This window comes from Kocuria sp. PD6, assembly GCF_031844145.1.
GTDB lineage: Bacteria > Actinomycetota > Actinomycetes > Actinomycetales > Micrococcaceae > Kocuria > Kocuria marina.
In genome coordinates, this window is the sequence record NZ_JAUZUS010000005.1 from 181,813 (window position 1) to 204,929 (window position 23,117).

Below are 23,117 nucleotides of genomic sequence, written 5' to 3' on the forward strand. Positions count from 1 at the left end.
CATGTTAGACGTCGCCGTGTGGGTGTGCGGTGCGATTCTCACCGTGGCGGCCGCGGGCACGATCTACCGGCTGGCCAAGGGCCCGTCCCTGTTGGACCGGGTGATCGCCACGGACGTGTTGCTCGCGATCGTGGGTGCGGGTCTCGCCATCGAGATGGTGTACAACCACCACTCCAGCAACATCATCCTGCTCGTGATCATCTCCCTGGTGGGCTTCCTGGGGTCTGTGACGGTCGCGCGCAATGTGGGGTTGGAGCGCTCATGAACTGGCACACCGTCCTGGACGTCATCGCGCTGCTGTGCCTCGTGGGGGGGTCCCTCATGTCCCTGGCCGCGGCGGTGGGTCTGGTGCGCTTCCCCGATCTGCTCTCGCGCATGCACGCCGGCACCAAACCCCAGGTCCTGGGGTTGCTCCTGCTGCTCACGGCCGTGGCGATCGAGAGCGGCAATCCCGGCATGATCCCGCTGATGATCCTCGCGTGGCTGTTCCAGCTGCTCACGGTGCCCGTGTCCGCGCACATGGTGGGCCGCGCCGCCTACCGCTCCAAGCACCTGAACCAGAAGAACCTCGTGGAGGACGAGCTGCGCGAGGTCGTCGCTCGCGTCGGCGAGGAAGAATCTCGCTGAGGACGTAATTCTCGGTGGGACCGGGTTCCTTCCGCCCCGTCGCGCCCGGCGCTTCGTATGCTGGGCAACGAGCACGACGTCGTCGGCCGCCCGGTGCCGCCGGCACCCACAAGACAAGGAGAACCTCATGAACAAGGTAATGGACATTTTCGGCACGGTGGCGTCCCTGGGTGGCGTGGCCCTGGCCAATAAGGGCCTGTCCGCGGTGTGGAAGCAGGTCACGGGCAACGAGCCCCCCGCCAAGAACCCGGACCCGGACGAGGCCTGGACCGACATCATCATCTGGGCCGTGATCACCGGTGTGGTGGGCACCGTCATCAAGGTGGGGATCTCCCGCCAGGTGGCCAAGTTCGAGTCCAAGGACTCCGATCCCTCCCGCAGCTCCCAGAGCGAGATCTGAGCCGGCGGGTCCCGCGCCCCCCCTGTACGGGTGGGCCGGGGCCGCGTAGGACGTACGCACGACGGCGGGTGGCCGGGCACGCGAGATGCCCGGCCACCCGCCGTCGTGGTCTAGACTGGCGTCTCAACGACAGGGGAGCGCCACCGCGGCGCTGAGAGTGCGCGTGAGCGCAGACCCTCGAACCTGATCCGGCTCGTACCGGCGCTAGGGAGTCGAGTATCTCAAGGACCCGCTCGCAACGGCGGGTGGTGTTCTTCCCCTCCTGGGATCTTCAGGAGGATTCAGCATGACGCAGGTCGGTAACACCCCCACCCGTACACCTCGCACAAGCGGCAACCGCAGCTCGTCGTGGCGGGTCGTGGACATCGTGGTCACCGCCGTATTGGCCGCGGTGTGCGCCGTGATCTTCTGGATGTGGTCCAACCTCCTGTACCCGGCGGTCTCGGCGGGCACGGTGGCCTACCCGCCGTCCGCGGGGCTCATCGCGGGGGGCTGGCTCGTGGCGGGTACCCTGGGCGCCCTGATCATCCGCAAACCGGGCGCGGCCCTGTTCTGCGAGTTGCTCGCGGCCGTGATCGAGGGCTTCCTGGGAACGCATTTCGGGTGGCTCGTGGTGCTCTCCGGTCTGGTGCAGGGCCTCGGTGTGGAGGTCGTGTTCCTCCTGACCCGTTACCGCCGGTTCGGTCCCGTGACCGCGGCGATCGGTGGGGCTGTATCCGGGCTGTTCCTGGGCGTGAGCGAGAACATCATGTACAACTTCGAGTGGGCCCTGGATCAGCAGGTCGTCTACGCGGCGCTGACCACGCTCTCCGGGGCCGTGATCGCAGGGTTGCTCATGTGGGCCGTGATGAAGGCCCTGCAGGCCACGGGTGTCCTCGGAGCACTGGCCTCCGGCGCCGTGCGCCGATGACCGCGGAACCGACCGTGCAGCTCACGGGCGCGCGGGTGGTCCTGGAGGGGTTCGGATGGCATCACCCCGGCCGCGAGACGCCCAGTCTGGTGGACCTGGACCTGATCATCGAGCCCGGCGAACGCGTCCTGCTCCTGGGCCCGTCCGGGGCGGGCAAGTCCACGCTCCTGCAGGCACTGGCCGGTGTGGATCAGGACCCTGACGGCCGTTCCGCATCGGGCGGGTTGAGCGTCGGGGGTGTCGACCCGCGCGACGCCCGCGGCACGGTGGGCTTCATGCACCAGGACCCCGAGACGCAGGTGGTCCTCTCGCGCGTGGGGGACGACGTCGCGTTCGGCCTCGAGAACCTCGCCGTCCCCCGCGAGCGGATCTGGCCGCGCGTGCGGGAAGCGCTCGCGCGCACGGGTCTGGAGCTCCCGCTCGACCACCCCACCACGGCACTGTCCGGGGGGCAGAAACAACGTCTCGCGCTCGCCGGGACCCTGGCCATGTGCCCGCGGCTGCTGTTGCTGGACGAACCCACGGCGAGCGTGGACCACGAGGGGGCGCAGCAGCTGTGCCGCGCCGTGGCCGATGCGGTGCGCGAGGACGGGACCACCCTTGTGGTCGTGGAGCACAGGGTGGCCCTGTGGGAACCGGTTGTGGACCGTGTGATCGTGCTGGGCGACGACGGTCGGGTGGCCTTCGACGGCCCCGCGCAGCAGACCCTGCAGGACGCCCGGGACCTGCTGCAGCACCAGGGTACGTGGGTCCCCGGCTGGGTGCCGCGCACTCGCACTCCCGTGCATGCCTCGAATGGTATGGATCCCGCGGTACGGCAGACGGCTGCCTCCGCGGCGCCACACGGCATCACGCCGCCCGCTGTGCCTACGGAGAATGCGCCGGCCGCGTCGCCCATGAGGGCTTCGGATGTCGCGGAGTCTGCGCAGGATACGGGTGGTTTCACCACCGTGTCCGCCGCCGTCGCACCGGGCACCACCTTGTTGAGCGCCCGCGATCTCGCCGTGTCCCGGAGCCAACCGGGACGGCGGGCGCTCGCGCGGCGGCGTCGTCGGGCGCTCGCCGCGTGGCGGCGCGGGGAAGCGTACCCGGAACCGGACGTGCGCACGGGGGCGGCGCCGGCGGCCGAGAACATCACCGTGGACGTCCGCGCGGGGCAGGCGCTGGCCGTCACAGGCGTCAACGGCGCGGGGAAGTCCACCCTCGCGCTGACCCTCGCCGGACTGCTGCTGCCCGTGCGCGGTACCGTGTGGGCCACGGGCGCCCTCGCGACCGACGCGCCCGCTGATCCCTCCCTGTGGGACGGCGCGGAACTGGTCTCCCGCGTGGGCACCGTGTTCCAGCATCCCGAACACCAGTTCCTGCGCCCCACCGTGCGCGAGGAACTCGAGTTCGGTCCCCGGCAACGACGACGCCGCGTGGGCCGTCGCGATGCGCGCGTCACCGACGCGATGGCGGACGCGGACGACGCCCGGGTGGCCGAGCTGCTGCGACGGCTGCGCCTCGAGGAGCTCGCCGAGGCCAACCCGTTCACCCTGTCCGGCGGGCAGAAGCGGCGGCTGTCCGTGGGCACCGTCCTGGCGGCGTCCCCGCGCGTGCTGATCCTGGACGAACCCACGTTCGGTCAGGATGCCCGGACCTGGAAGGAGCTCGTGGACCTGTTGGTCGAGGAGCTGGACGGGGGTACGGCCGTGGTGGTCGTGACCCACGACCGGGATCTGGTCGCGGCCCTGGGTGCGCACGAGCTGAGGCTCGGCTCATGAGCACGGTCGCGAGCGTGCTGCCCGCCGTGTCCCGCGCGGGATTGCTCGCCCGGACGAATGCCGTGGTAAAACTGCTCGGGGCTCTCGTGATCACGGCGGTGCTCGTGGTCAGCGCGGACCCCGTGACGAGCGGAGTGGCGCTCGGGGGCCAACTGCTCCTGCTCGCTGCCGCCGGGATCGGTCCGTGGCGGCTGCTCACGACCCTATGGCCGATCGTGGTGGCCGCCCTGATCAGCGGGTGGGGGACCGCGGTGCTCTCCCCGGAGGGCGGTCCCGTCCTGCTACACCTGGGGTGGATCACGATCACCACGGGGTCGCTCGCGGCCGGTGGGGCGATCGCCCTGCGTGGTCTCGCGATCGCGCTGCCCGGGATCACCGTGCTGCTCACGACCGACCCCACGGACCTCGCGGACGGTCTCGCCCAAACCCTCAAGCTGCCGGCACGCTTCGTGCTCGCGGCGCTCGCAGCCCTGCGGCTCGTGGAGGTCATGGTCACCGAGTGGGGTGTGCTCGCGGCGGCCCGGCGCGCCCGCGGTGCGGGGGGAGCGCGGGGCCCGTGGGCCGCTCTCACCGAGTTCGCCGGTCTCGCGTTCACGTTGCTCGTGCAGTCCTTGCGCCGGGCCACGCGCCTGGCCATGACCATGGAGGCGCGCGGTTTCGGGGCGGGTCCGCGCACATGGGCGCGCGTGCCCCGTTTCGGCCGCGTGGACGTGGTCGTGGGGTGTGCCACCGTGCTCATCGCGGTCGCCGCGGTGACGCTGTCCCTGCTCACGGGGGCGCACCGCTTCATCTGGCAGTGATGCGCCGAAGGTGACGGGGGAGCACTCGCGCCCGGGCATGTCGAGATGGGACGGGCGGTGCGGGCGCGACCACCCGTGACGCGCTCAGCGCCCCGGGCGGCCCAGCAGGAAATCCGTGAGGGTGCGGGTGAGTTGCGGGTCCGAGGCCACGGGCCGCCCGTCCACGCTCGTCACCGGGACCGCGAGCCGCACCGAGGACGTGAGCCACACGGCGCTCGCTGCGAAGAGGTCCTCGGGGTACAGCGGTCCGTAGTCCACGGCCCAGCCGCGCTCGCGGGCGGCGTCGAAGATCCGGGCTTGCGAGGTCCCCGGCAGGACCCCGCGGGACGGTTCGGGCGTGAGCAGGGTGGGCGCAGCGCCGTCGTCGTGCCGTGCGCACACCACCGAGGACGTGGCGCCCTCCAGGATCCTGTGGTCCGTGGAGGTCATGAACACGGCGTCCTGCGCGCCGTGGGCGTGGGCGTAGCGCACCGCGGCCATGTTGACCGCGTAGGACAGGGTCTTGACCCCCGGGAGCAGCCACGGCAACCCGGTGTCCTCCGCGGGGTCGTGGCCGCGCTCGAGCAACACCACGGACACCCCCGTGCGCCGGGCGGCGAACGTCCGCTTGGGGACGGGCGCGACCGTGAGCCACGCCCACGGCTGGTCACCGGGGACACCGCGGCTGATGCTCAACTTGACCGTGTGCTCCGCCCCGAGATCGGCCGAGGGGTCGCGGGCGCCGGGACCGGCCGCCGCGAGCGCCGTCGTCAGGGCCTCGCGCCACGTATCCGCGGACGGTGCGGGCAATTGGGCGGTCCCCGCGGAATGCCCCAGCCTGACCAGGTGGGCGTCGAGCTTGTACGCGGTGCCGTCCAGGACGTGGAGGGTCTCGAAGACGCCGTCCCCGCGGGTGAGTCCCTGGTCCTCGAGGCTCACGTGCGCCTCATGCGGGTCCACGAGCCGCGGCGGGGCACCGATCGGGGAGATCAGCACGGCCGCGGCGGGTCCGGGTGCTGCGGGGGACGGAGCGGGTGTCCCGGCACCGGGCGAAATCACGGGGTGTCCCGCTGTTCCGTGCCCGGTTCCTGGGGTGAGGGTCCGGGGTGGAGGATCTCGGCGGACTCCCACACGGGGTCCTCACCGAGGTACTGCTCCTCCTGCTCCGCCCACACGTCCCAGTACTTCTCGTACGTGGCGCCGTCCCGGTCCAGGGCGCGCTGTTTGCGCTGTGAGGCGGGAAGTTCGACCCACACGGAGACGTCCAACAACGCCCGGGCCTCGCGGTGGCACGCCCCGACGCCCTCCACGAGCACGATCTGAGCGGTGCGGGTCAGACGCGGGGTGCCGGGCTCGTTGGTCAGCCAGTCCCACGCGGTCCAGTGGGCGTCCTCCTCGCGGCGCAGCGGTTCGAGGATCTCACCGCGGTACCGTTCCATGCCCTCGAGCAGTCCGTTCCACCCAGGGTAGATGTCCTCGAGGTGGAAGCTCACGACGTCGTGCGAGCGCTCCAGCACCCGCGAGAGTTGCTCGGTCAGCGTGGTCTTGCCCGCTCCGGAACGGCCGTCGATGCCCACGATGAACGGCTTGCGCGTGGGTGGGGGCAGCAACCGTGCGAGGTTGACGCCTTCCGGGTACTGGGCGATCTCGTCGTCCTGGAAACCCTCGTCCGGGGAGATCACCGCGCGTCGATCCGATCCTCGACCCACGAGACCACGCCCGGGGTGGCGGCCGTAATCTGTTCCCACGCGGTGTCGAAGTCGTCCGAACCGCCGTACCACGGGTCGGCGATGTCGAGGTCCGCCTGTGAGTCGGCCACGGCCGGGTCGAAGCTGCGCATGAGCCGGACCTTCCGGGCGTCGTCCGTGGGCAGTCGGCGCTGCAGCTGGTCCCTGTGGGACCGGGTCATGGCGAGGATCAGGTCCGCGTCCGCGAGTTCGGCGTCCGTGATCTTGTGTGCCTGATGCTCGGGCAGTTCCAGGTGGTTCCTGTTCAGGACGGTGCGGGCGCGGGGATCCACGGGGTTGCCGTGTTCCTCGTCACTCGCGCCCGCCGAGCTGACGCGGACGCGCTGCGCGAGACCGGCGTCGGTGAGCTCGGATCGCAGCAGGGCCTCGGCCATGGGCGAGCGGCAGATGTTGCCGGTGCAAACCGTGACGATGGAGAACATGACCTCCACTGTACGAAAAATCCGTTCCCCGTGAGTGGCCTCAAGGTGTCGAGGAGCCACCCCACGTCTGACGTTCGATGCCCGCGAGCAGCAGTTCCAGGCCCGCGACGTGTTCCGAGCGGTCGTCGTGGTCACCGAACGAGCCCAGCATGGCACGCACCACCGGGAGCATCCCCGGCCCCGAATGGCCCGCCCGTTCCAGTTTTTCGTGCACCTGCCGGGCGGATTCCTCCGCGGCGGGCCGGTTGTGACGGTGGGCGATTCCCGCGCCCGTTCCGAACGCGTAGTTGGCTACGGCGAGGGATGCGTAGAACCGCTGTTCGGCGTCGAGCTCCATGCGCTGCAGCAACTGTCCCGTGCATTCCCACGTGCGCAACGCGTTCTCCTCGCTGCGGGCGGTGCTGAGCAGCTGCCCGGCGAGCCACGGGTGCTCGCGCATCTGGGAGAACAAGCACAGGCACAGGCACCGCAGTTCCTCGAGGGCCTGCGCCGTGGCCGCGCTCGTACGGGGATCCGCCCTGGGTGCCGGGAAGGCCTCGAACTCCTCCGGCCCCGGCTCGCCGTCCCCGCACAGCGCGTGGAACTGGCCCAGTGCGCGGCCCAGGACCTCGCTCGTGACCAGGGCCATGAGGTCGTCCTTGCCGGTGGTGTACCAGTAGAGACTCGCCACGCCGCTGGGTCCCCTTCCCGCTCGCCCCGCCCGTGCCGGGGGCGCCGGGCGCGTGCTCGCGCGCGGCGTCGTCGGGCCCGTCTCCCGATGGGCTCATGGGCCGGGGCCGGGAATCGGGATCCGGATCGGGGGATCGTGGTGGGCCGTCGTTCATGCGCACCAACGTACGCAGCGTGGCCGTGCGGGACCAAACGGTGTCCCGGTACGCGAACGCGGGGTGCACGTCCCATGACGTGCACCCCGCGTTCGGGAGGGGGCCCGGTTCAGCGGGCCATCGGTGTCACTGGTCGTTGCGGTGTTTCGGCGTGGTCTGTTCCCACGGGACCTCGCCCTCGGGGGTGCCGTCCGCGATGTCGTCGGCGGCCGAGGAGACCCACGCCGACTTGTACGTGAAGTCGGTCTCGTCCCCGTTCTCGTCCGTCTGGCGATACCACTCGGTGATCGCCGGATCGTGCGAGTCGAACGTGTTGCCCGCGGCGCGGTGACCCTCGGCGTGCTCCACCTGCAGGGCGAAGTTGTCGCCATGCTCGGCGAGACCCGCGGACACGGCCTTCTCCACGGCGGACACCGCGAAGCGGGTGCGCAGGGTGGCCGGGTCGTTGCGCAGGTCCCGGTAGAGGGCGACCATCATCATGGCCACGATCACCGCGAACGGCAGCGCGGAGACGATCACGAGGTTCTGCATGCCGGCCAGGGCGTCGTCGCCACCCACGAGGAGCATCACAATCGCGATGCCCGCGAGGCACGCACCCCAGAAGATCACGATCCACTTGCTGGGGCTGGGCCGCCCGCGCTGGGTCATGGTGCCCATGACCACGGACGCGGAGTCCGCGCTGGTCACGAAGAAGATGCCGATCACGATCATGCCCAGCACCGAGGTGACACCGGTCAGCGGAAGCTGGTCGAACAGTGCGAACAGCATGGACTCGGCGCCGTCCGCCACGGAGAGGTCCGCGCCGTTCTTGGAGAAGTACATTGCGGCGCCGCCGAAGACGATGAACCACAGGATGCACACGGAGGCCGGGACCACGAGGACCACGGTCACGAACTGGCGGATGGAACGCCCGCGCGAGATCTTGGCGATGAACATGCCCACGAACGGGGACCAGGAAAGCCACCACGCCCAGTAGTACACGGTCCAGGTGTTGGAGAACTCGGCGCTGTCAGGACCCCACGCGGCCGACTGTCCGGTCATGAAGAGGTACTCGGAGATATAGGTGGAGAACGTGGAGGGGATCAGCGTGAGCAGGAAGACGGTGGGGCCCACGAAGAACACGAACAGCGCGAGCACGAAGGCCAGCGTCAGGTTGATGTTCGAGAGGTAACGGATACCCCGGGAGACCCCGGACACGGCCGATATGACGAAGCACACGGACAGCGCGGCGATGATCCCGATTAGGGCGTTGTTGCCCAGCGGGCCGACCCCGCCCAAGATCGTGATGCCCGAACCGATCTGCATGGCGCCCACGCCAAGCGAGGCGGCGGTGCCGAAGAGGGTTGCGAAGATCGCGAAGACGTCGATGAGCTTGCCCATGGTGCCGTCCACGCGCTTGTGGCCGAGCAACGAGGTGAACACCCGCGAGATCAGGGGTGCGCGGCCGCGGCGGTAGGCGCCGTAGGCCACGGAGACACCGACGACGGCGTAGATCGCCCACGGGTTCAGGGCCCAGTGGAACGCGGACTGCACCAGGGAGTAGACCACCATGGAGTCCTGGCCCGGCTCGGAGACGTGCGAGAAGCCGGGGATGCCGCCCTCGAAGTAGGACATGGGCTCGAACGCCCCGTAGAACATCAGGCCGATGCCCATGCCCGCGGCGAAGAGCATCGCGAGCCACGAGAAGAACGAGTACTCGGGTTCCTCGTCGTCACGGCCGAGCTTGATCCGCCCGGTGCGCGTGAAACCGATGAACAGCATGAACAGCACCGCCGCGGTGGACAACAGGATGAAGAACCAGCCGGTGTTGTCCGTGACCCACGCGAGCGCGGTGGCGGAGACCGTGGAGAGGCTGTCCGTGCTGAGGACACCCCATGCGATGAAGCCCACCACGAGGACCGCGGTGATGGCGAAGACCACCTTGTCGGTGCCGAACTTGACCTTGCGGTCCTCCACGCCGACGCCCGGCACCAGTGCCGGGTGGATGCCGTGGGGGTAGGTGAGCTCGTCGATGATCTTCCGGGGGCGGCTGCGGGCGGTCGATCCCTGGGTGGCGTTGTCGTGGGGCGGGGTGGTCGATGGTTCTCGGTCCGTGGAATGCGGTGGCGTGCTCAAGACAGTTCTCCTGACTTCGGCGGTGGGTGATCGGTGAGCTCGTGTGGTGCGGTGGCGCTCCTGGAGGGGTCGGGGGCAGTGCGGGCCCGGCACGTTTCGCCCTGGGCGTACAAACCCGTCAGTGTAACGCGGCTAAGTGTCCACCCCCGAATTGCTGTGGAATTCCCGGCAGCTCGGGCGAGACGCGGTGTGTAGATACTTGAGCCGTTGCGACTCAACTTAGGTTGACAAGAGTAGCTCAAGGTGTAAACTTGAGTCCCGAAAGCTCAAGTCTTGAAGGTTCACGGACGGGCCGCGTCGGTGCCCGTCCCGGACCGCATCGGAACAACGAAGGGATAGAACATGTCTCGTGCAGTAGGAATCGACCTCGGTACCACTAACTCCGTGGTATCCGTACTGGAAGGCGGCGAGCCCGTCGTCATTGCGAACGCCGAGGGCAACCGCACCACCCCGTCCGTTGTCGCCTTCTCCAAGGACGGCGAGACCCTCGTGGGCGACGTGGCCAAGCGCCAGGCCGTGACCAACGTGGACCGCACCGTGGCCTCCGTGAAGCGCCACATGGGCACGGACTGGACCACCGAGATCGATGGCAAGAAGTACACTCCGCAGGAGATCTCCGCCCGTACGCTCATGAAGCTCAAGGCGGACGCCGAGTCCTACCTGGGCGACACGGTCACGGATGCCGTGATCACTGTTCCCGCGTACTTCAACGACGCCGAGCGCCAGGCCACCAAGGAGGCCGGTGAGATCGCCGGCATGAACGTGCTGCGCATCGTCAACGAGCCCACCGCCGCGGCCCTGGCATACGGTCTGGAGAAGGGCAAGGAGGACGAGCTCATCCTGGTCTTCGACCTCGGTGGCGGCACGTTCGACGTCTCCCTGCTGGAGGTCGGCAAGGACGAGGACGACTTCTCCACCATCCAGGTCCGCGCCACCGCCGGTGACAACCGCCTCGGTGGCGACGACTGGGACCAGCGCATCGTGGACTGGCTGCTGGAGCAGGTGAAGTCCAAGACCGGTGCGGACCTGTCCAAGGACAAGATCGCCCTGCAGCGCTTGAAGGAGGCGGCCGAGCAGGCCAAGAAGGAACTGTCCTCCGCGACGTCCACGACCATCTCCCTGCAATACCTGTCCGTGACCCCCGAGGGCCCCGTGCACCTGGACGAGAAGCTCTCCCGTGCCAAGTTCGAGGACCTCACCAAGGACCTGCTGGCCCGCACCGAGAAGCCGTTCAAGGACGTCATCTCCGAGGCCGGGATCAACGTCTCCGACATCGATCACGTGGTGCTCGTGGGTGGTTCCACCCGTATGCCCGCCGTGGTCGAGAAGGTCACCGAGCTCGCGGGTAAGGCCCCCAACAAGGGCGTGAACCCGGACGAGGTCGTGGCCATCGGCGCCGCGATCCAGGCCGGTGTGCTCAAGGGCGACCGCAAGGACGTGCTGCTGATCGACGTGACCCCGCTGTCGCTGGGCATCGAGACCAAGGGCGGCGTGATGACCAAGCTCATCGAGCGCAACACGGCCATCCCCACCAAGCGGTCCGAGACCTTCACCACCGCGGAGGACAACCAGCCGTCCGTGTCCATCCAGGTCTTCCAGGGCGAGCGCGAGTTCACCCGGGACAACAAGAACCTGGGCACGTTCGAGCTCACGGGCATCGCCCCAGCCCCGCGCGGCATGCCGCAGATCGAGGTCACGTTCGACATCGACGCGAACGGCATCGTGCACGTGTCCGCCAAGGACAAGGGCACGGGCAAGGAACAGTCCATGACCATCACGGGCGGTACCTCGCTGTCCAAGGAGGACATCGACCGCATGGTCAAGGACGCCGAGGCGAACGCCGACGCGGACAAGCAGCGCCGTGAGGCCGCCGACCGTCGCAACAACGCGGAACAGCAGGCGTACTCCGTGGAGAAGCTGCTCAACGACGACGAGGGCAAGATCCCCGAGGACGTCAAGACCGAGGTCCAGGCCGACGTCGACGCCGTGAAGTCCGCCCTCGAGGGCGACGACGACGACGCCGTGAAGACCGCGTTCGAGAAGTTGCAAGCCTCCCAGACCAAGATCGGTGAGGCGCTGTACGCGCAGGCCCAGAGCGAGGGTGCCGCCGGTGCCCAGCCAGGCGCCGAGGGTGCTCAGGGTGCGCAGGCCAAGGACGACGACGACATCGTCGACGCCGAGGTCGTGGACGACGAAGACGGTAAGAACGGGAGGAAGTGAGCATGAGCGATTCCGAGAACACCAAGGGTCACGGCGAGTCCGTGCCGGAGGACCCGGATCATTCAGCTCAGGACTCCACCGGCACCGAGCGTTCCGAGGGCGGTGAGGGGCTGACCGTGGACGACATCCTGGACACCCCTCAGTCCCAGGACGCCCAGGCCGGGGACACGCAGGCCGTGGACGCGGCGTCGTCGCAGGACGACGCCGCCCCGGCGGGCGAGTCCGCCGCGCAGAAGCTCGCGGACGAGCGCCTCGAGGACCTGCGTCGGCTGCAGGCGGAGTTCGTGAACTTCAAGAACCGCACCGCGCGGGAGAAGGATCAGCTGCGGGACTTCGTCTCCGGCGAGATGATCACCGCGCTGCTGCCGGTCCTGGACGACATCGACGCCGCTCGCAAGGCCGGGGACCTCGAGGACGGCCCGTTCGCCGCGATCGCGACCAAGCTCGAGGACGCCCTGGGCAAGAAGGGCCTCACCCGGATCGGGGAGGTGGGGGAGGTCTTCGACCCCACCGTGCACGAGGCCGTGCTGCAGCAACCCACCGACGAGGTGGAACAGGACCACGTGTCCATGGTGCTGCGCTCGGGCTTCCGGGTGGGCGCTCGAGTGGTCCGGGCGGCCCAGGTGGCCGTGGCCACGAAGCCGTAACGCAAGAAATTCCTCGGGGCGGGTCCGCATGACGGGACCCGCCCCGAGTCACACAGGGAAGTACCAGGAGGAAGGAGGCGTCATGGCCAGTCAGGACTGGATCGACAAAGATTTCTACACTGTCCTGGGCGTCTCCAAGGACGCATCCCAGGCGGACATCAAGAAGGCTTACCGCAAGCTGGCCCGCAAGTACCACCCGGACCAGAACCCGGGGGATGCGGCCGCGGAGAAGAAGTTCAAGGACATCACCGAGGCCAATTCGGTGCTGTCGGACCCCGAGGAACGCAAACAGTACGATGCGATCCGGGCCATGGGTTCCGGGGCGCGGTTCACCGCCGGTGGCCCCGGTGGCGCGAGCAACGCTGGCGGCGCCGGGTTCGAGGACCTCTTCGGGGGTCTGTTCAACGGCGGCGGTGGCCGCAGGAGCTACTCCACCTCCGGGGGTGGCGGGTTCGAGGACCTGTTCGCGCAGTTCGGCGGCCAGGGCGGCAATTCGCGGTTCGGAGGGGGCTTCGGTGGCGGCCAGGGTGGATTCGGCGGGGGTCAGGGCGGATTCGGTGGCTACCAGGCACCGCCCGCCAAGGGTGAGGACATCCACACCACGACCACGATCCCGCTGCGTTCCGCGTACAACGGCACCACGGTGAAACTGCGCCGGGGCAACGGCCAGTCCACCACGGTGCGCGTGCCCAAGGGCGTCAAGGATGGGCAGCGGTTGAAGATCGCGGGCAAGGGACACTCGGGGCCCGGTGGCCACGGGGACCTGTTCGTGACCGTCAAGGTCAAGGAGCACCCGTTCTTCACCCGCGAGGGCCAGGACGTGCACGTGGACATCCCGGTGACCGCTGCGGAGGCCGGACTCGGGACCACCGTGCAGGTGCCCACGCTGGACGAGGGCCATGTGACCGTGCGGGTCCCCGCGGGGACGTCGTCCGGGCACCGGATGCGTGTCAAGGGCAAGGGCTTCACGTCCGGGTCCACCACGGGCAACATGATCGTGACGGTGCAGATCCAGTTCCCGGCAGACCTGGACGATGCCGCACGGGAAGCCCTGCAGGAGTTCGCGCGGGCCACCGAGGACTTCGACCCCCGCGCGAACCTGAGCGAGGAGGCGGCGCTCTGACATGGCCATCGACTTCACCCAGCCAGTGTTCGTGATCTCGGTGGCCGCGGAGCTCGCGGACATGCACCCCCAGACCCTGCGCCAGTACGACCGCATGGGTCTCGTGACCCCGTCCCGGGCCTCCGGGCGGGCCCGCCGGTACTCCCAGCTGGACGTGCAGAAACTGCGTCAGATCCAGGAGCTCTCCCAGGAGGGCGTGTCCCTCGAAGGGATCAAGCGCATCATCCAGCTCGAGAACCAGGTGCAGGCGCTGCAGACCCGGGTCACGGAACTGTCCGAGGAACTCGAACGGGAGCGCCGGGCGCGGCAGGAGCGGGACATGATTTTCACCGCCGGTTCCGCCGGGGATGTGGTGCGCATGGCCCGTGGCACCCGGCGCTCACCCCGCAAGGTGTCCCAGGCGCTCATGCTCTACCGCCCGGCCAAGCCCGAGGCTGCGGCCACCGGCCGGGACGCCATACTGGGCCGGGACACGGCCCCGGGCCGGGACGCGGCGTCCGCGCGGCGGGATGCAACGTCGTCGTCGACCACGAAGCTGCGCGGCTCGCAGAAGTAGACGACCCGCGAACGGCGAGATCCCCGCGGCTCCTCTCGGGAAGGGCCGCAGGGATCTCGTCATCCGGGGGTACCGCGAAGGACTACTCCTGGATCGTGTTGCCGTCGAAGAAGTCGTCCGTGGTGGCGTTGGGGTGCTTGGCCAGCGGGGTCACCTTGACGTTCATGTACGCGAACATGGGGAACCCGGACAGGACGGTCTGCAGCTCGTCGTTGTCCTCGACGTCGTAGATCGAGTAGTTGGCGTATTCGCCCACCACGCGCCAGATGCCCTTCAAGACACCCGTGCGCTGGAGTTCACCCGAGTAGGCCTTCTCGCGGTGCTGGTAATCAGCCTTGGTCTCGTCGGTCATCGATTCCGGGAAGACCACGTCCATGCGGGCCAGGAACAACATGCGGGGCTACTTTCTCTCGGGGTCCGTGGAGGGTGCGTCGGGTTCCACCCTAGGCGCTGCCGCGCGCTCGCCGGGGTGTACGACGTCGTGCGAATCGGTGAACTCGCCCGTCTCGTAGTCGTAGGCCACGGGGTTGCCGTCCTCGTCCGTGCGCCGGTACCACTCGGTGACCTCCGGGGCGCTCGAGTCGAAGTCCGCGCCCGCCGCCCACTTGCTGTCCGGGGCGCGTTCCACCGAGAACGTGAAGTCGTCCCCGTACTCGTCGATGCCGTGGCGTACGGACTTGTCCACCGCCCAGCGCGAGTACTGCTCGCGGATGACCATGGGGTCCCGGCGCAGGTCCTTGTGGAAGGCCACGGCCATGGCGAACATGATCAGGGTGAACGGCAGGGCCGTGACGGTGATCAGGTTCTGCAGACCCGTGAGCGCGTTCTGTCCGCCGATCAACAACATCACCACGGCGATCCCGGCCATGCACAGTCCCCAGAACACGGTGATCCGCCGCTTGGGGTTCGGGTTGCCCCGCTGGGACATCTGGGACGTCACCACGGAGGCGGAGTCCGCGGTGGTGATGAAGAAGATGGCCAGCATGAGCACCACGATTCCCGCCATGATGCCGGCCGCGGGCATGCCGTCCAGGACGGTGAAGAAGATCTCTTCCGGGGCTGGCAGGGTCTGCGCGGTGCCGTCCGGGGCGATCGCGTGGTCCTGCATCTGCTGGTGGATGGCGGTCCCGCCGAGCACCGTGAAGGCCATCACCACGATGGACGAGGGGATGAACAGCACCCCCAGGATGAACTGGCGGATGGTGCGGCCCCGGGAGATCTTGGCCACGAAGACCCCCACGAAGGGTGCCCAGGAGACCCACCAGGCCCAGTAGAACGTGGTCCACGAGGACAGGAACGCCTGCATCTCGGGGCCGTCCGACATGGACGCGGACAGCATGGTGGGCAGCTCGGCGAAGTACGTGACGATCACGGAGGGCACGAAGTTGAGCAGGAACGCGGTGGGTCCCAGGACGAAGAAGAACAGTGCCAGACCCACGGCGAGGACCATGTTGATGTTGGACAACCATCGGATCCCGCGGGCCACGCCCGAGACCGCCGAGGCGATGAACCCCGCGGTGAGCGCCGCGATGATGACGACCGCCGCGGCGTTGCCCGAGGGGCCCAGACCCGTGAAGATCTCCACACCGCGCCCGATCTGCAGGGCACCGATGCCCAGGGACGCCGCGGTGCCGAACAGGGTGGCCAGGATCGCCAGGATGTCGATGATCCGGCCGGCCAGGTTGTCGGTGTTGCCGTTGTGGAAGAACGGTGCGAACACGGAACTCATGAGTGGAACGCGTCCGCGCCGGTAGGACGTGTAGGCCACCGCCACGCCCACGAGACCGTAGATGGCCCACGCGTTGAGCCCCCAGTGCAGCGCGGCCTGCGCGGAGGCCTTCTTCATAGCGTCCACCGTGCCGGGGTCCGCGGAACCCGGGCGCGGGGACAGGAAGTAGGTCATGGGCTCGAAAGGGCCGAAGAAGATGATCCCGATCCCGATCCCCGCCGCGAACAGCATGGCCGCCCACGACGCCGTGGAGTACTCGGGCCGGTCCCCGTCCAGGCCCAGCGGGATCCGCCCGTAGCGGGACACCGCGATGTACAGCAGGTAGAGCAACAGCCCGATCGCCAGGACGTTGAACGCCCACCCCATGTTGAGCATCGTCCAGTTCAGCGCCGCACCGGACACGGCCGTGAGTGACGCGGTGTCCACGACACCCCACCCGATGAACGCGACGATCAACCCGCCGGCCACGCCCACCACGATCTTGTCGATTCCGTAGCGCACCTTCTGGTCCTCCACGGACACGCCTGGCACCACGGCCGGGTGGATGTTGTGGGGGTAGTTGATCTCGTCGAGGAACGAGCGCGTGGCGTCCTTGCGGTTCGCCGGTTTGCGGGCGCCCCCGCGTGGCGAGGGCTCGGGCTCCGCGTCCGAAGGGTGGGACGGTCGTGTACTGGAGGACACCGGGACTCCTGCGGGTCGGTCGGTCAGGGACCTTCCCACAGTAGGCCCCCGGACCGGTTCGCCCCGGGTCCGGCAAACTGTACTGACCGGACACGTTGGTCAATCGTGAGAAGGGCGGCTGGTTGCCGCAGGCCGTGTGCGGGCGATGGTGGTTGTAGTAGTGCAGCCAACCGTCAAGCTCGCCCCGCCGTTCGCCCTCGGAGCTGTAGCATCGGGCGTAGGCCCACCCATCAGCCAAGGTCCGGTGGAAGCGTTCGATCTTCCCGTTGGTCTGCGGCCGATACGGCCGGGTCCGCTTGTGCTGGATCCCGAGCTCGGCGCAGGTATCTCGCCACAGGTGTGAGCGGTAGGCGCCGCCGTTGTCGGACAGGACCCGCTCGACGGTGACGCCACGAGTGTTGAACCATTCGACAGCCCGGACCAGGACAGCAGTGGCGGTGTGGGCTGTTTCGTCGTCGTGGATTTCGGTGTAGGCCACGCGGGAGTGGTCGTCGATGACGGTGTGGACGTAGGCCTTGCCCATCAACGGGTCCCGGTACTTGTTGCGGGGCTTGTCGGGTGTGGCGGCGCGGTTTTTCTCGCCTTGCTGGCGGCCCACGCAGCGCCAGCCTCCGCCGTCGGGGATGTTGCCGAGCTTCTTCACGTCAACGTGCAGCATCGCCCCGGGATGGTCGTGCTCGTAGCGACGGACAGGTTCGCCGGTAGCGCGGTCAACGTGGGAGAGCCGGTTCAAGCGCGCGTCGACCAGGATGCGGTGAACCGTCGAGGGGCGATCCCGAGCCGACGGGCCAACTGGACTGGCCCCTCCCTCAGCCGGAGCCGAAGGTTTATGCACCGCCGGGTGGTCTTCGGGCTGCTGCGGTTCGGTGAGCGATGGGGTCTGGATGATCGGTCGTGCATGGACTCGCCCGCGCGGTAGCGGTCGGCCCAGCGCTTCACGGTCGGCCAGGAGACCTGGAAGCGGGCCGCGACTTCACTGATCGGGCAGCCGTCGTCAACAATCAGGCGAGCGACAATCAGGCGATGCCGTGGGGTCAGCGCCGCGTTGGCGTGGGACATGAGCAAGCCTTCCTGAGGGTACGTGCCGCTCAGGAAGGCCAGATGCCGCCGTGGGCGGCGAGATTGTGTGGGTCAAGCTGCAGCGGAGAGATTCAAGCCTCGTGGGACCAGAGTCATCAACTGTCGCCGAGGACTGCTTCTCTGGCTCAGGCTCCCGGGTAGGAGTCGAGGTTCCACCAGTGGCCGTCGAAGTCGGCGACACATGCGTTGCGTCCGCCGTGGGGTGCATGGTTGGGCTCCGTGACGATGGTCGCTCCGTGTGCCAGGGCCGTGGCGCAGAGGCTATCGACATCCTCATCGTTGGCGACCACCAAGTTGCAGATCCCCGGTCCGTAGTGCGGGTCATCGTCCCGAGCAGAGCCCAGCATGATGCCCCCGTTGTCGCGCCAGTCAAGTTGCGCATGGGCCACCAGGGCCGGGTCATCCGGATCCCGCACGACCATGGCCGTGGTGAAGCCTATGGCTTGGAGGAAGTCGATGCCTCGATCGGCGTCTGTATAGCGCAGGCAGTGAAACAGCTGTGGTGTGGTCATGGCTCCAGCCTCACTCCTCAAGCAGGTGCATGTCTTGAAGGATTGGGAAGTCGGCCCTCGACTGGCGCAGCGTCCATCCAGTCATCGACTTCCATTCCCGAGACAAGTGCGCCTGGTCGCTGTAGCCGGCCATCGCCGCGACGTCCGAGGGCCGGGTCCCACTCTGGACGAGATCCTTGGCGTGGTTGAAGCGAACGATGCGCGCCACCTGCTTGGGAGACAGGCCGGTCTCGAGGTCGAAAAGGGTTGAGAGCCGCCGTCTGGACAGGCCAACATCCCGAGCCAGGTCGGCGATCGGAATCGTTCCCCGAGCCTGACGGATCCGCGCGAGCGCCTCGACCATGTCTGCTCGCGGTCTGTGGGAATGCTGGTCGATCCGCGTGGTGAGGAATGCCGCCACGAGGTCGAACCGTCGTGACCACGTTGACTGCCACAGCTGGTCGAGCAGGTGCGCGGGCCACCGGAGGTGATTCACATCAATCATGGCGCCGGCCAGCTCCCCGGCCGGCAGCCCCAGCAGCCGACGAGCCGAGAGCGGGTTGATCGACAACTCGAGGCCCTGCTGGCGCCCCCCCGAGTGGATCAGAGCCGGAGTGGTGTGGAGACCGGAGACTAAAGCATCCAGTTGCTGCCGTGCGCCGCCATCCAGCCAGCCACAGTCGATGGGGTCCGCGAGCGACAGCACCACTGTGACGCCCAACGAGGGAACCCCATGGTGCACGGTCTCGGTGCTGGTGAAGTCGTAGCCCACCCAAGCAAGGAGATGGGGGCGCAACCTCTGCGGGATTGCTGGCTGCCAGACGGGCATGCACCCACCATAAGGAAGTCCCAGGCTCAGAGCCATGAGTGGACTGGCGACAACCGGGGTGCCCCTACGTGCGCGCTGTCCACACAGCGTCATGCACGTGGCGGCTCAATCAACGTGTCCGGTCAGTACAGCTAACGACGGCGGTAGGTCAGGTCCCGCGGGATCCGCCCGGCTTCCGTGGCTTTGCGTTCGAAACTCGTGAGGATCCGGCCCTCCCAGCGCGGGGCCCACCCGGCGTCCGGGTGCTCGTCGTCCGCGGGCTGACCCGGATGCACGTTCTCGAAGTCCGCGTCCGCGCCGTCCAGGACCTCGCGCATCACCACCGCGTACTCCTGCCAGTCCGTGGCCAACCGCCACAGTCCACCCGGTTCCAGAACGCGGGCGGCCAGTTCGGCGAAACCGGGGGAGACCAGGCGCCGCTTGTGGTGGCGGGTCTTGTGCCACGGGTCCGGGAAGAAGACCCACAGTTCGTGCACGGAACCGGGTTCCAGCATGTGCTCGAGCACCTCGGGGGCGTTGGCCTGCGCCACGCGCACATTGGTCACGCCGGCCTGGGCGGCCTTCATGAGTAGATCCGCCACACCGGGCTTGTAGACCTCCACGGCCAGGTGGTCCAGCTCCGGGTGGGCCGCCGCATGGGCCACGATGGCCTCGCCCAGGCCCGAGCCCACCTCCACGACGACCGGTGCCACACGGCCGAACACGGCCTCCCGGTCCAGTCGGTAGGCCGGATCCACGGAGGTGTCGGTCATGACGCGGGGGATGTCCAGGACCCACTCGTCCGCATGCTCGTCCCACGCCTTCTGGCGCTTGGGGGACAACCGGTCACCGCGGCGCACAAACGAGTACGGCTGCCGTGGGAACGCCACGCCCGCGGGGGCACCGCCGGTCGCCGCGGCGGGACCCGTCGGAGCGCCGGCGTCAGTCGGTGCGCTGTCGTTCGTCGGGGTGGCATCGGCCTCGGTGTGCTCGGATGACGACGGCGCGGCACCGGCCGCGCGGGCCTCGGCGGGCTGTTCGGTGCGGTGTTCGGGGGCCGGGGACGCCTCCGGGGCGCTGCCCGCGGAGTCCGGGAGGGCCGCGTCGTGCGCGGACGTGTCAGGGGTGCGATCGCTGGATTCCATCGTGGATCATCCTAGGCGCGGGGGCGTTACAGGAGGGGATCGGGTGACCCGCGGCACCTACTATTTGAACAGCCCGCCGACCCCTCAGCGCCCAGGCGCGTGCCAGGAGAGCCCGCATGACCCAGAACCCCGCGTTCCCCGAGCCCGGTCGCAGCAGGCTGGGATTGAGCCCGCGCCTGGACTGGATCGTGCTCGTGGGCGCCCTGGGCATCCTCTCCGCCGTGAGCCCGCTGGCCACGGACATGTACCTCGCGTCCATGCCGGAGATGGGCGAGTGGTTCGGCTCCCCGGCCAGCATGATCCAGCTGACCCTCACCGCGTACATGGTGGGCATGGCGCTGGGGCAATTCCTGCTGGGCCCGCTCTCGGACGTGCTGGGGCGGCACAGACTCATGGTCACGGGGAACCTGATCTTCCTGCTCGCGTCCGTGGGGATCATCGTGGCCCCGGACATCCACTGGGTGCTCGCCCTGCGGTTCGTGCAGGGTCTCGCCGGGGCGGCGGGCGTGGTGATCGCCCGGGCCGTGGTCTCGGACATCGCCCACGGCCACCGCGCGGCCCAGCTGTACTCGGTGCTCGCACTCATCACGTCCCTGGCACCCGTGGTCGCACCGCTCGCGGGCGGTGTGATCGCGACCGTGGCCGACTGGCGCGTGGTGTTCTGGGTGCTCGCGATCTTCGGGGCCGTGATGCTCGCGTGCTCCGTGTTCATCGTGCCGGAGACCCTCCCGCCGGGGCAACGCTCGCGGGGCGGGCTGGGGCTCATCCTGCGCAACGCCCGGCAGATGATCAGTGATCGACACTTCACGCTCTACGCCCTGAGCTTCGCCTTCGCGTTCGGTGCGCTGTTCTCCTACATCTCCGCGTCCTCGTTCGTGATCCAGAACGTGCTGGGCTTCAGCGCTCTGATCTACTCCGTGATCTTCGCGATCAACGCGTGCGGTTCGATCACCATGGGAGTGGTCAACACCAAGCTCGTGGGCAGTCGGGACCCCTCCTCCCTGTTGCTCGTGGGGGTCACGGGACTCGCAACCTTCTCCGTGCTCAACATGGTCCTGGTGGTGCTGGGCGTGGTCGGAGCGATCACCCTGGTGCTGTTGTTCCTGGCCCAGTCCTGCATGGGACTCGTCCTGGGCAACGCCGTGGCCATGGCCCAGCGCCAGGCCCAACGGCTGCACCTCTCCGGCACAGGTTCTGCCGTGGTGGGCATGGCCCAGTTCATCCTGGCCGGGCTCGTCACGCCCCTCACGGGCCTCGGCGGGGAGTACACCGCGGTGCCCATGGTGCTGAGCATGGCGGCATGCGCCGTGATCTCCGTGGGGCTGGTCCTCACGGCGCGCCGGCAGGGGACGCCCGTCGGGTGAATGCCCGGACCCGGCGGCGTCGTCCCGCGAGCTGTGCGACATGGCCCCCGCTCCGCACGCCGAGGGGCCCGGAACCGCGCGGGATGTGGTTCACTGTCCGGGACAGTGACATTGTTCACACACCGTCCGTGGCATCCTGCCCCAGTTGAACGAGGGACACCTTCATGCTCGATTCGCTCCAATCCATTCTCGACACGATCGGCGGGTTCGTGTGGGGGCCGTTCCTCCTGATCCCGCTGCTGCTCGGAACGGGCATCTACCTGACCATCCGGCTGTCCGGACTGCAGATCACCAAGTTGATCCCCGCACTGCGCCTCGCGCTGTTCGAACGCAAGGACAAGGACGCCCCCGGCGGTGACGTCTCCCAGTTCCAGGCATTGACCACGGCGCTCGCCGCGACCGTGGGTACCGGCAACATCGTGGGCGTGGCCACGGCCATCTCGATCGGCGGCCCCGGCGCCCTGTTCTGGATGTGGGTCACGGGCGTGCTGGGCATGGCGTCCAAGTACTCGGAGGCCTTCCTGGGCGTGCGGTTCCGCACCCGGGACGCCAAGGGCGAGATCTCCGGCGGTCCGCAGTACTACCTGTTCCGCGGGATCCCCAACGGTTTCGGCAAGTTCCTCTCCCTGTTCTTCGCGATCGCCGCGGTGCTCGCGTCCTTCGGGATCGGCAACATGACCCAGGGCAACTCCATCTCCGCGAACGTGGAGTCCTCCTTCGGTGTGCCCGTGTGGGTCACGGGCCTCGTGCTCGCGGCGCTGACGCTGCTCGTGCTCGTGGGCGGGATCAAGTCCATCGGCAAGGTCACCGCCGCGCTCGTGCCTATCATGATTGTCTTCTACGTCCTGGGCGCGCTCTACATCCTGGCGGTCAACATCGAGTCCGTTCCCGCGGCGTTCGGGAGCATCTTCAGCACGGCCTTCACGGGGCACTCCGCGGTGGGCGGCTTCGCCGGATCCGCGATCATCCTGGTGGTGCAGATGGGTGTGGCCCGCGGCATCTTCTCCAACGAGTCCGGCATGGGGTCCGCGGCCATCGCCGCAGCGGCCGCGCAGACCACTCACCCCGTCCGTCAGGGCCTGGTGTCCATGACCCAGACGTTCATCGACACCATCATCGTGGTGACCTGCACGGGCCTCGTGATCGTGACCACCGGCGTGTGGGACCAGGGCAAGGACTTCGCGGCCACCATGACCGGGGACGCCTTCAGCCATGGGCTGCCCGGCGGTTGGGGCCACCTGATCGTGACCCTGGGCCTGATCCTCTTCGCGTACTCCACGATCCTGGGCTGGGCCTACTACGGCGAGCGCTGCATGGAGCGCCTGTTCGGCCGCAGGTCCGTGATGCCGTACCGCGTGTTCTTCTCGCTGATCGTGTTCGTGGGCTGCAGCGTGCCGTTGGCCATCGTGTGGTCCTTCGCGGACCTCATGAACGGGCTCATGGCGCTGCCCAACCTGCTGGGTCTGCTCATCCTCTCCGGGCTGATCGCCCGCGAGACCAAGCACTACCTGCGCAACGACCCGCAGTTGCGCGCGGACAAGCTGCAGATCGACGGGTTCATGGAGGGCCGCCCCGGGGCCATCGACAGCTACGTCTCCACCGACTCCGGACGCCCGGACCGGGCGCAGCGCGTGCGCTGACCGCCGCTCCGCCCGCTCATCGAGCTTGTCGGGGCCCTCGGTCCC

The 23,117-nt window shown here is 68.5% G+C and carries 22 protein-coding genes, 1 pseudogene and 1 riboswitch; of the genes and pseudogenes, 12 read left to right on the plus strand and 11 right to left on the minus strand.

Annotated features, from left to right (window positions below; genetic code table 11):
- Position 1: 1 nt before the first annotated feature.
- The 6 genes from Q9R22_RS06500 (at position 2) to Q9R22_RS06525 (ending at position 4,500) form a co-directional block, all read left to right on the plus strand.
- On the plus strand, positions 2 to 265 hold the full coding sequence (locus tag Q9R22_RS06500) for a monovalent cation/H+ antiporter complex subunit F (RefSeq protein ID WP_085106263.1): 264 nt from the start codon (positions 2 to 4) through the stop codon (positions 263 to 265).
- Positions 262 to 627, plus strand: coding sequence for a monovalent cation/H(+) antiporter subunit G (gene mnhG / locus Q9R22_RS06505; protein ID WP_098053696.1), 366 nt, complete (start codon positions 262 to 264; stop codon positions 625 to 627). Before Q9R22_RS06500 ends, mnhG begins: the two co-directional genes overlap by 4 nt.
- Before the next feature lie 127 nt (positions 628 to 754).
- On the plus strand, positions 755 to 1,027 hold the full coding sequence (locus tag Q9R22_RS06510; protein WP_098053697.1) for a DUF4235 domain-containing protein: 273 nt from the start codon (positions 755 to 757) through the stop codon (positions 1,025 to 1,027).
- A 121-nt stretch (positions 1,028 to 1,148) separates the two neighbouring features.
- Positions 1,149 to 1,255, plus strand: a riboswitch (TPP riboswitch).
- A 58-nt stretch (positions 1,256 to 1,313) separates the two neighbouring features.
- Positions 1,314 to 1,937, plus strand: coding sequence for an ECF transporter S component (locus tag Q9R22_RS06515; protein WP_131332305.1), 624 nt, complete (start codon positions 1,314 to 1,316; stop codon positions 1,935 to 1,937).
- Positions 1,934 to 3,700 carry an ABC transporter ATP-binding protein gene (locus Q9R22_RS06520; RefSeq protein WP_131332306.1) on the plus strand — a complete coding sequence of 589 codons (1,767 nt, stop codon included), beginning with the start codon at positions 1,934 to 1,936 and terminating at the stop codon, positions 3,698 to 3,700. The genes Q9R22_RS06515 and Q9R22_RS06520 overlap by 4 nt, the downstream gene beginning before the upstream one ends.
- Complete coding sequence (locus Q9R22_RS06525; protein ID WP_131332307.1) at positions 3,697 to 4,500, plus strand: energy-coupling factor transporter transmembrane protein EcfT; 804 nt, start codon at positions 3,697 to 3,699, stop codon at positions 4,498 to 4,500. The genes Q9R22_RS06520 and Q9R22_RS06525 overlap by 4 nt, the downstream gene beginning before the upstream one ends.
- 84 nt (positions 4,501 to 4,584) lie before the next feature.
- Here the strand turns inward: Q9R22_RS06525 and Q9R22_RS06530 are convergent, their stop codons facing one another.
- From Q9R22_RS06530 to Q9R22_RS06550, 5 genes are all read right to left on the minus strand, one after another.
- Positions 4,585 to 5,538 carry an aminotransferase class IV gene (locus Q9R22_RS06530; protein ID WP_239319395.1) on the minus strand — a complete coding sequence of 318 codons (954 nt, stop codon included), beginning with the start codon at positions 5,536 to 5,538 and terminating at the stop codon, positions 4,585 to 4,587.
- The gene (locus Q9R22_RS06535) at positions 5,535 to 6,161 is read right to left on the minus strand and encodes a hypothetical protein (RefSeq protein ID WP_085106159.1); all 627 of its coding nucleotides are present in this window, start codon (positions 6,159 to 6,161) and stop codon (positions 5,535 to 5,537) included. The genes Q9R22_RS06530 and Q9R22_RS06535 overlap by 4 nt, the downstream gene beginning before the upstream one ends.
- On the minus strand, positions 6,158 to 6,649 hold the full coding sequence (locus Q9R22_RS06540) for a low molecular weight protein-tyrosine-phosphatase (RefSeq protein WP_131332308.1): 492 nt from the start codon (positions 6,647 to 6,649) through the stop codon (positions 6,158 to 6,160). The genes Q9R22_RS06535 and Q9R22_RS06540 overlap by 4 nt, the downstream gene beginning before the upstream one ends.
- 40 nt (positions 6,650 to 6,689) lie before the next feature.
- Positions 6,690 to 7,319 carry a TetR/AcrR family transcriptional regulator C-terminal domain-containing protein gene (locus tag Q9R22_RS06545; protein WP_131332309.1) on the minus strand — a complete coding sequence of 210 codons (630 nt, stop codon included), beginning with the start codon at positions 7,317 to 7,319 and terminating at the stop codon, positions 6,690 to 6,692.
- Between the two features lie 280 nt (positions 7,320 to 7,599).
- Positions 7,600 to 9,588, minus strand: a complete 1,989-nt coding sequence (locus Q9R22_RS06550; RefSeq protein WP_311254128.1) for a BCCT family transporter — start codon at positions 9,586 to 9,588, stop codon at positions 7,600 to 7,602.
- Positions 9,589 to 9,930: 342 nt separating this feature from the next.
- Here Q9R22_RS06550 and dnaK point away from each other — a divergent pair, with 342 nt between their 5' ends.
- The 4 genes from dnaK (at position 9,931) to Q9R22_RS06570 (ending at position 14,134) form a co-directional block, all read left to right on the plus strand.
- Entirely contained in the window at positions 9,931 to 11,808 is a 1,878-nt protein-coding gene (dnaK, locus tag Q9R22_RS06555; RefSeq protein WP_085106162.1) for a molecular chaperone DnaK, read from the plus strand.
- Entirely contained in the window at positions 11,805 to 12,455 is a 651-nt protein-coding gene (locus Q9R22_RS06560) for a nucleotide exchange factor GrpE (protein ID WP_242670576.1), read from the plus strand. The genes dnaK and Q9R22_RS06560 overlap by 4 nt, the downstream gene beginning before the upstream one ends.
- An 82-nt stretch (positions 12,456 to 12,537) precedes the next feature.
- Entirely contained in the window at positions 12,538 to 13,578 is a 1,041-nt protein-coding gene (locus Q9R22_RS06565; RefSeq protein WP_131332312.1) for a DnaJ C-terminal domain-containing protein, read from the plus strand.
- A 1-nt stretch (position 13,579) separates the two neighbouring features.
- On the plus strand, positions 13,580 to 14,134 hold the full coding sequence (locus tag Q9R22_RS06570; protein WP_082943299.1) for a heat shock protein transcriptional repressor HspR: 555 nt from the start codon (positions 13,580 to 13,582) through the stop codon (positions 14,132 to 14,134).
- Positions 14,135 to 14,216: 82 nt separating this feature from the next.
- On the opposite strand, the gene catC is transcribed toward Q9R22_RS06570, so the two are convergent.
- The 6 genes and pseudogenes from catC to trmB form a co-directional block, all read right to left on the minus strand.
- Positions 14,217 to 14,528 (minus strand): muconolactone Delta-isomerase, encoded by a 312-nt coding sequence (gene catC / locus Q9R22_RS06575; RefSeq protein WP_035964097.1) that lies wholly within the window; start codon positions 14,526 to 14,528, stop codon positions 14,217 to 14,219.
- Positions 14,529 to 14,534: 6 nt separating this feature from the next.
- Positions 14,535 to 16,544: a BCCT family transporter gene (locus Q9R22_RS06580; RefSeq protein ID WP_131332313.1), complete on the minus strand. Its 2,010-nt coding sequence runs from the start codon at positions 16,542 to 16,544 to the stop codon at positions 14,535 to 14,537.
- 79 nt (positions 16,545 to 16,623) lie between these two features.
- Positions 16,624 to 17,603, minus strand: a pseudogene (locus Q9R22_RS06585) (IS481 family transposase); the annotation flags it as partial.
- Positions 17,604 to 17,749: 146 nt separating this feature from the next.
- Positions 17,750 to 18,136 (minus strand): VOC family protein, encoded by a 387-nt coding sequence (locus Q9R22_RS06590; protein WP_131332314.1) that lies wholly within the window; start codon positions 18,134 to 18,136, stop codon positions 17,750 to 17,752.
- A 10-nt stretch (positions 18,137 to 18,146) separates the two neighbouring features.
- Positions 18,147 to 18,887: an AraC family transcriptional regulator gene (locus Q9R22_RS06595; protein ID WP_242670578.1), complete on the minus strand. Its 741-nt coding sequence runs from the start codon at positions 18,885 to 18,887 to the stop codon at positions 18,147 to 18,149.
- A 188-nt stretch (positions 18,888 to 19,075) separates the two neighbouring features.
- Complete coding sequence (gene trmB / locus Q9R22_RS06600) at positions 19,076 to 20,068, minus strand: tRNA (guanosine(46)-N7)-methyltransferase TrmB (protein ID WP_242670580.1); 993 nt, start codon at positions 20,066 to 20,068, stop codon at positions 19,076 to 19,078.
- A gap of 116 nt (positions 20,069 to 20,184) precedes the next feature.
- Here trmB and Q9R22_RS06605 point away from each other — a divergent pair, with 116 nt between their 5' ends.
- Together Q9R22_RS06605 and Q9R22_RS06610 are read left to right on the plus strand one after the other, a co-directional pair.
- On the plus strand, positions 20,185 to 21,432 hold the full coding sequence (locus tag Q9R22_RS06605) for a multidrug effflux MFS transporter (RefSeq protein WP_131332316.1): 1,248 nt from the start codon (positions 20,185 to 20,187) through the stop codon (positions 21,430 to 21,432).
- Between the two features lie 164 nt (positions 21,433 to 21,596).
- A complete protein-coding gene (locus Q9R22_RS06610) occupies positions 21,597 to 23,072 on the plus strand; it encodes a sodium:alanine symporter family protein (RefSeq protein WP_131332317.1) in 1,476 nt (491 codons plus the stop codon).
- The last annotated feature ends 45 nt before the right edge of the window (positions 23,073 to 23,117 follow it).

Coding starts and splice junctions, on each gene's coding strand:
- Q9R22_RS06540 (WP_131332308.1), bottom strand. CDS start 6,649: ATGTTCTCCATCGTCACGGTTTGCACCGGCAACATCTGCCGCTCGCCC.
- mnhG (WP_098053696.1), top strand. CDS start 262: ATGAACTGGCACACCGTCCTGGACGTCATCGCGCTGCTGTGCCTCGTG.
- Q9R22_RS06570 (WP_082943299.1), top strand. CDS start 13,580: ATGGCCATCGACTTCACCCAGCCAGTGTTCGTGATCTCGGTGGCCGCG.
- Q9R22_RS06525 (WP_131332307.1), top strand. CDS start 3,697: ATGAGCACGGTCGCGAGCGTGCTGCCCGCCGTGTCCCGCGCGGGATTG.
- Q9R22_RS06605 (WP_131332316.1), top strand. CDS start 20,185: ATGACCCAGAACCCCGCGTTCCCCGAGCCCGGTCGCAGCAGGCTGGGA.
- dnaK (WP_085106162.1), top strand. CDS start 9,931: ATGTCTCGTGCAGTAGGAATCGACCTCGGTACCACTAACTCCGTGGTA.
- Q9R22_RS06510 (WP_098053697.1), top strand. CDS start 755: ATGAACAAGGTAATGGACATTTTCGGCACGGTGGCGTCCCTGGGTGGC.
- Q9R22_RS06520 (WP_131332306.1), top strand. CDS start 1,934: ATGACCGCGGAACCGACCGTGCAGCTCACGGGCGCGCGGGTGGTCCTG.
- Q9R22_RS06515 (WP_131332305.1), top strand. CDS start 1,314: ATGACGCAGGTCGGTAACACCCCCACCCGTACACCTCGCACAAGCGGC.
- Q9R22_RS06610 (WP_131332317.1), top strand. CDS start 21,597: ATGCTCGATTCGCTCCAATCCATTCTCGACACGATCGGCGGGTTCGTG.
- trmB (WP_242670580.1), bottom strand. CDS start 20,068: ATGGAATCCAGCGATCGCACCCCTGACACGTCCGCGCACGACGCGGCC.
- Q9R22_RS06565 (WP_131332312.1), top strand. CDS start 12,538: ATGGCCAGTCAGGACTGGATCGACAAAGATTTCTACACTGTCCTGGGC.
- catC (WP_035964097.1), bottom strand. CDS start 14,528: ATGTTGTTCCTGGCCCGCATGGACGTGGTCTTCCCGGAATCGATGACC.
- Q9R22_RS06590 (WP_131332314.1), bottom strand. CDS start 18,136: ATGACCACACCACAGCTGTTTCACTGCCTGCGCTATACAGACGCCGAT.
- Q9R22_RS06500 (WP_085106263.1), top strand. CDS start 2: ATGTTAGACGTCGCCGTGTGGGTGTGCGGTGCGATTCTCACCGTGGCG.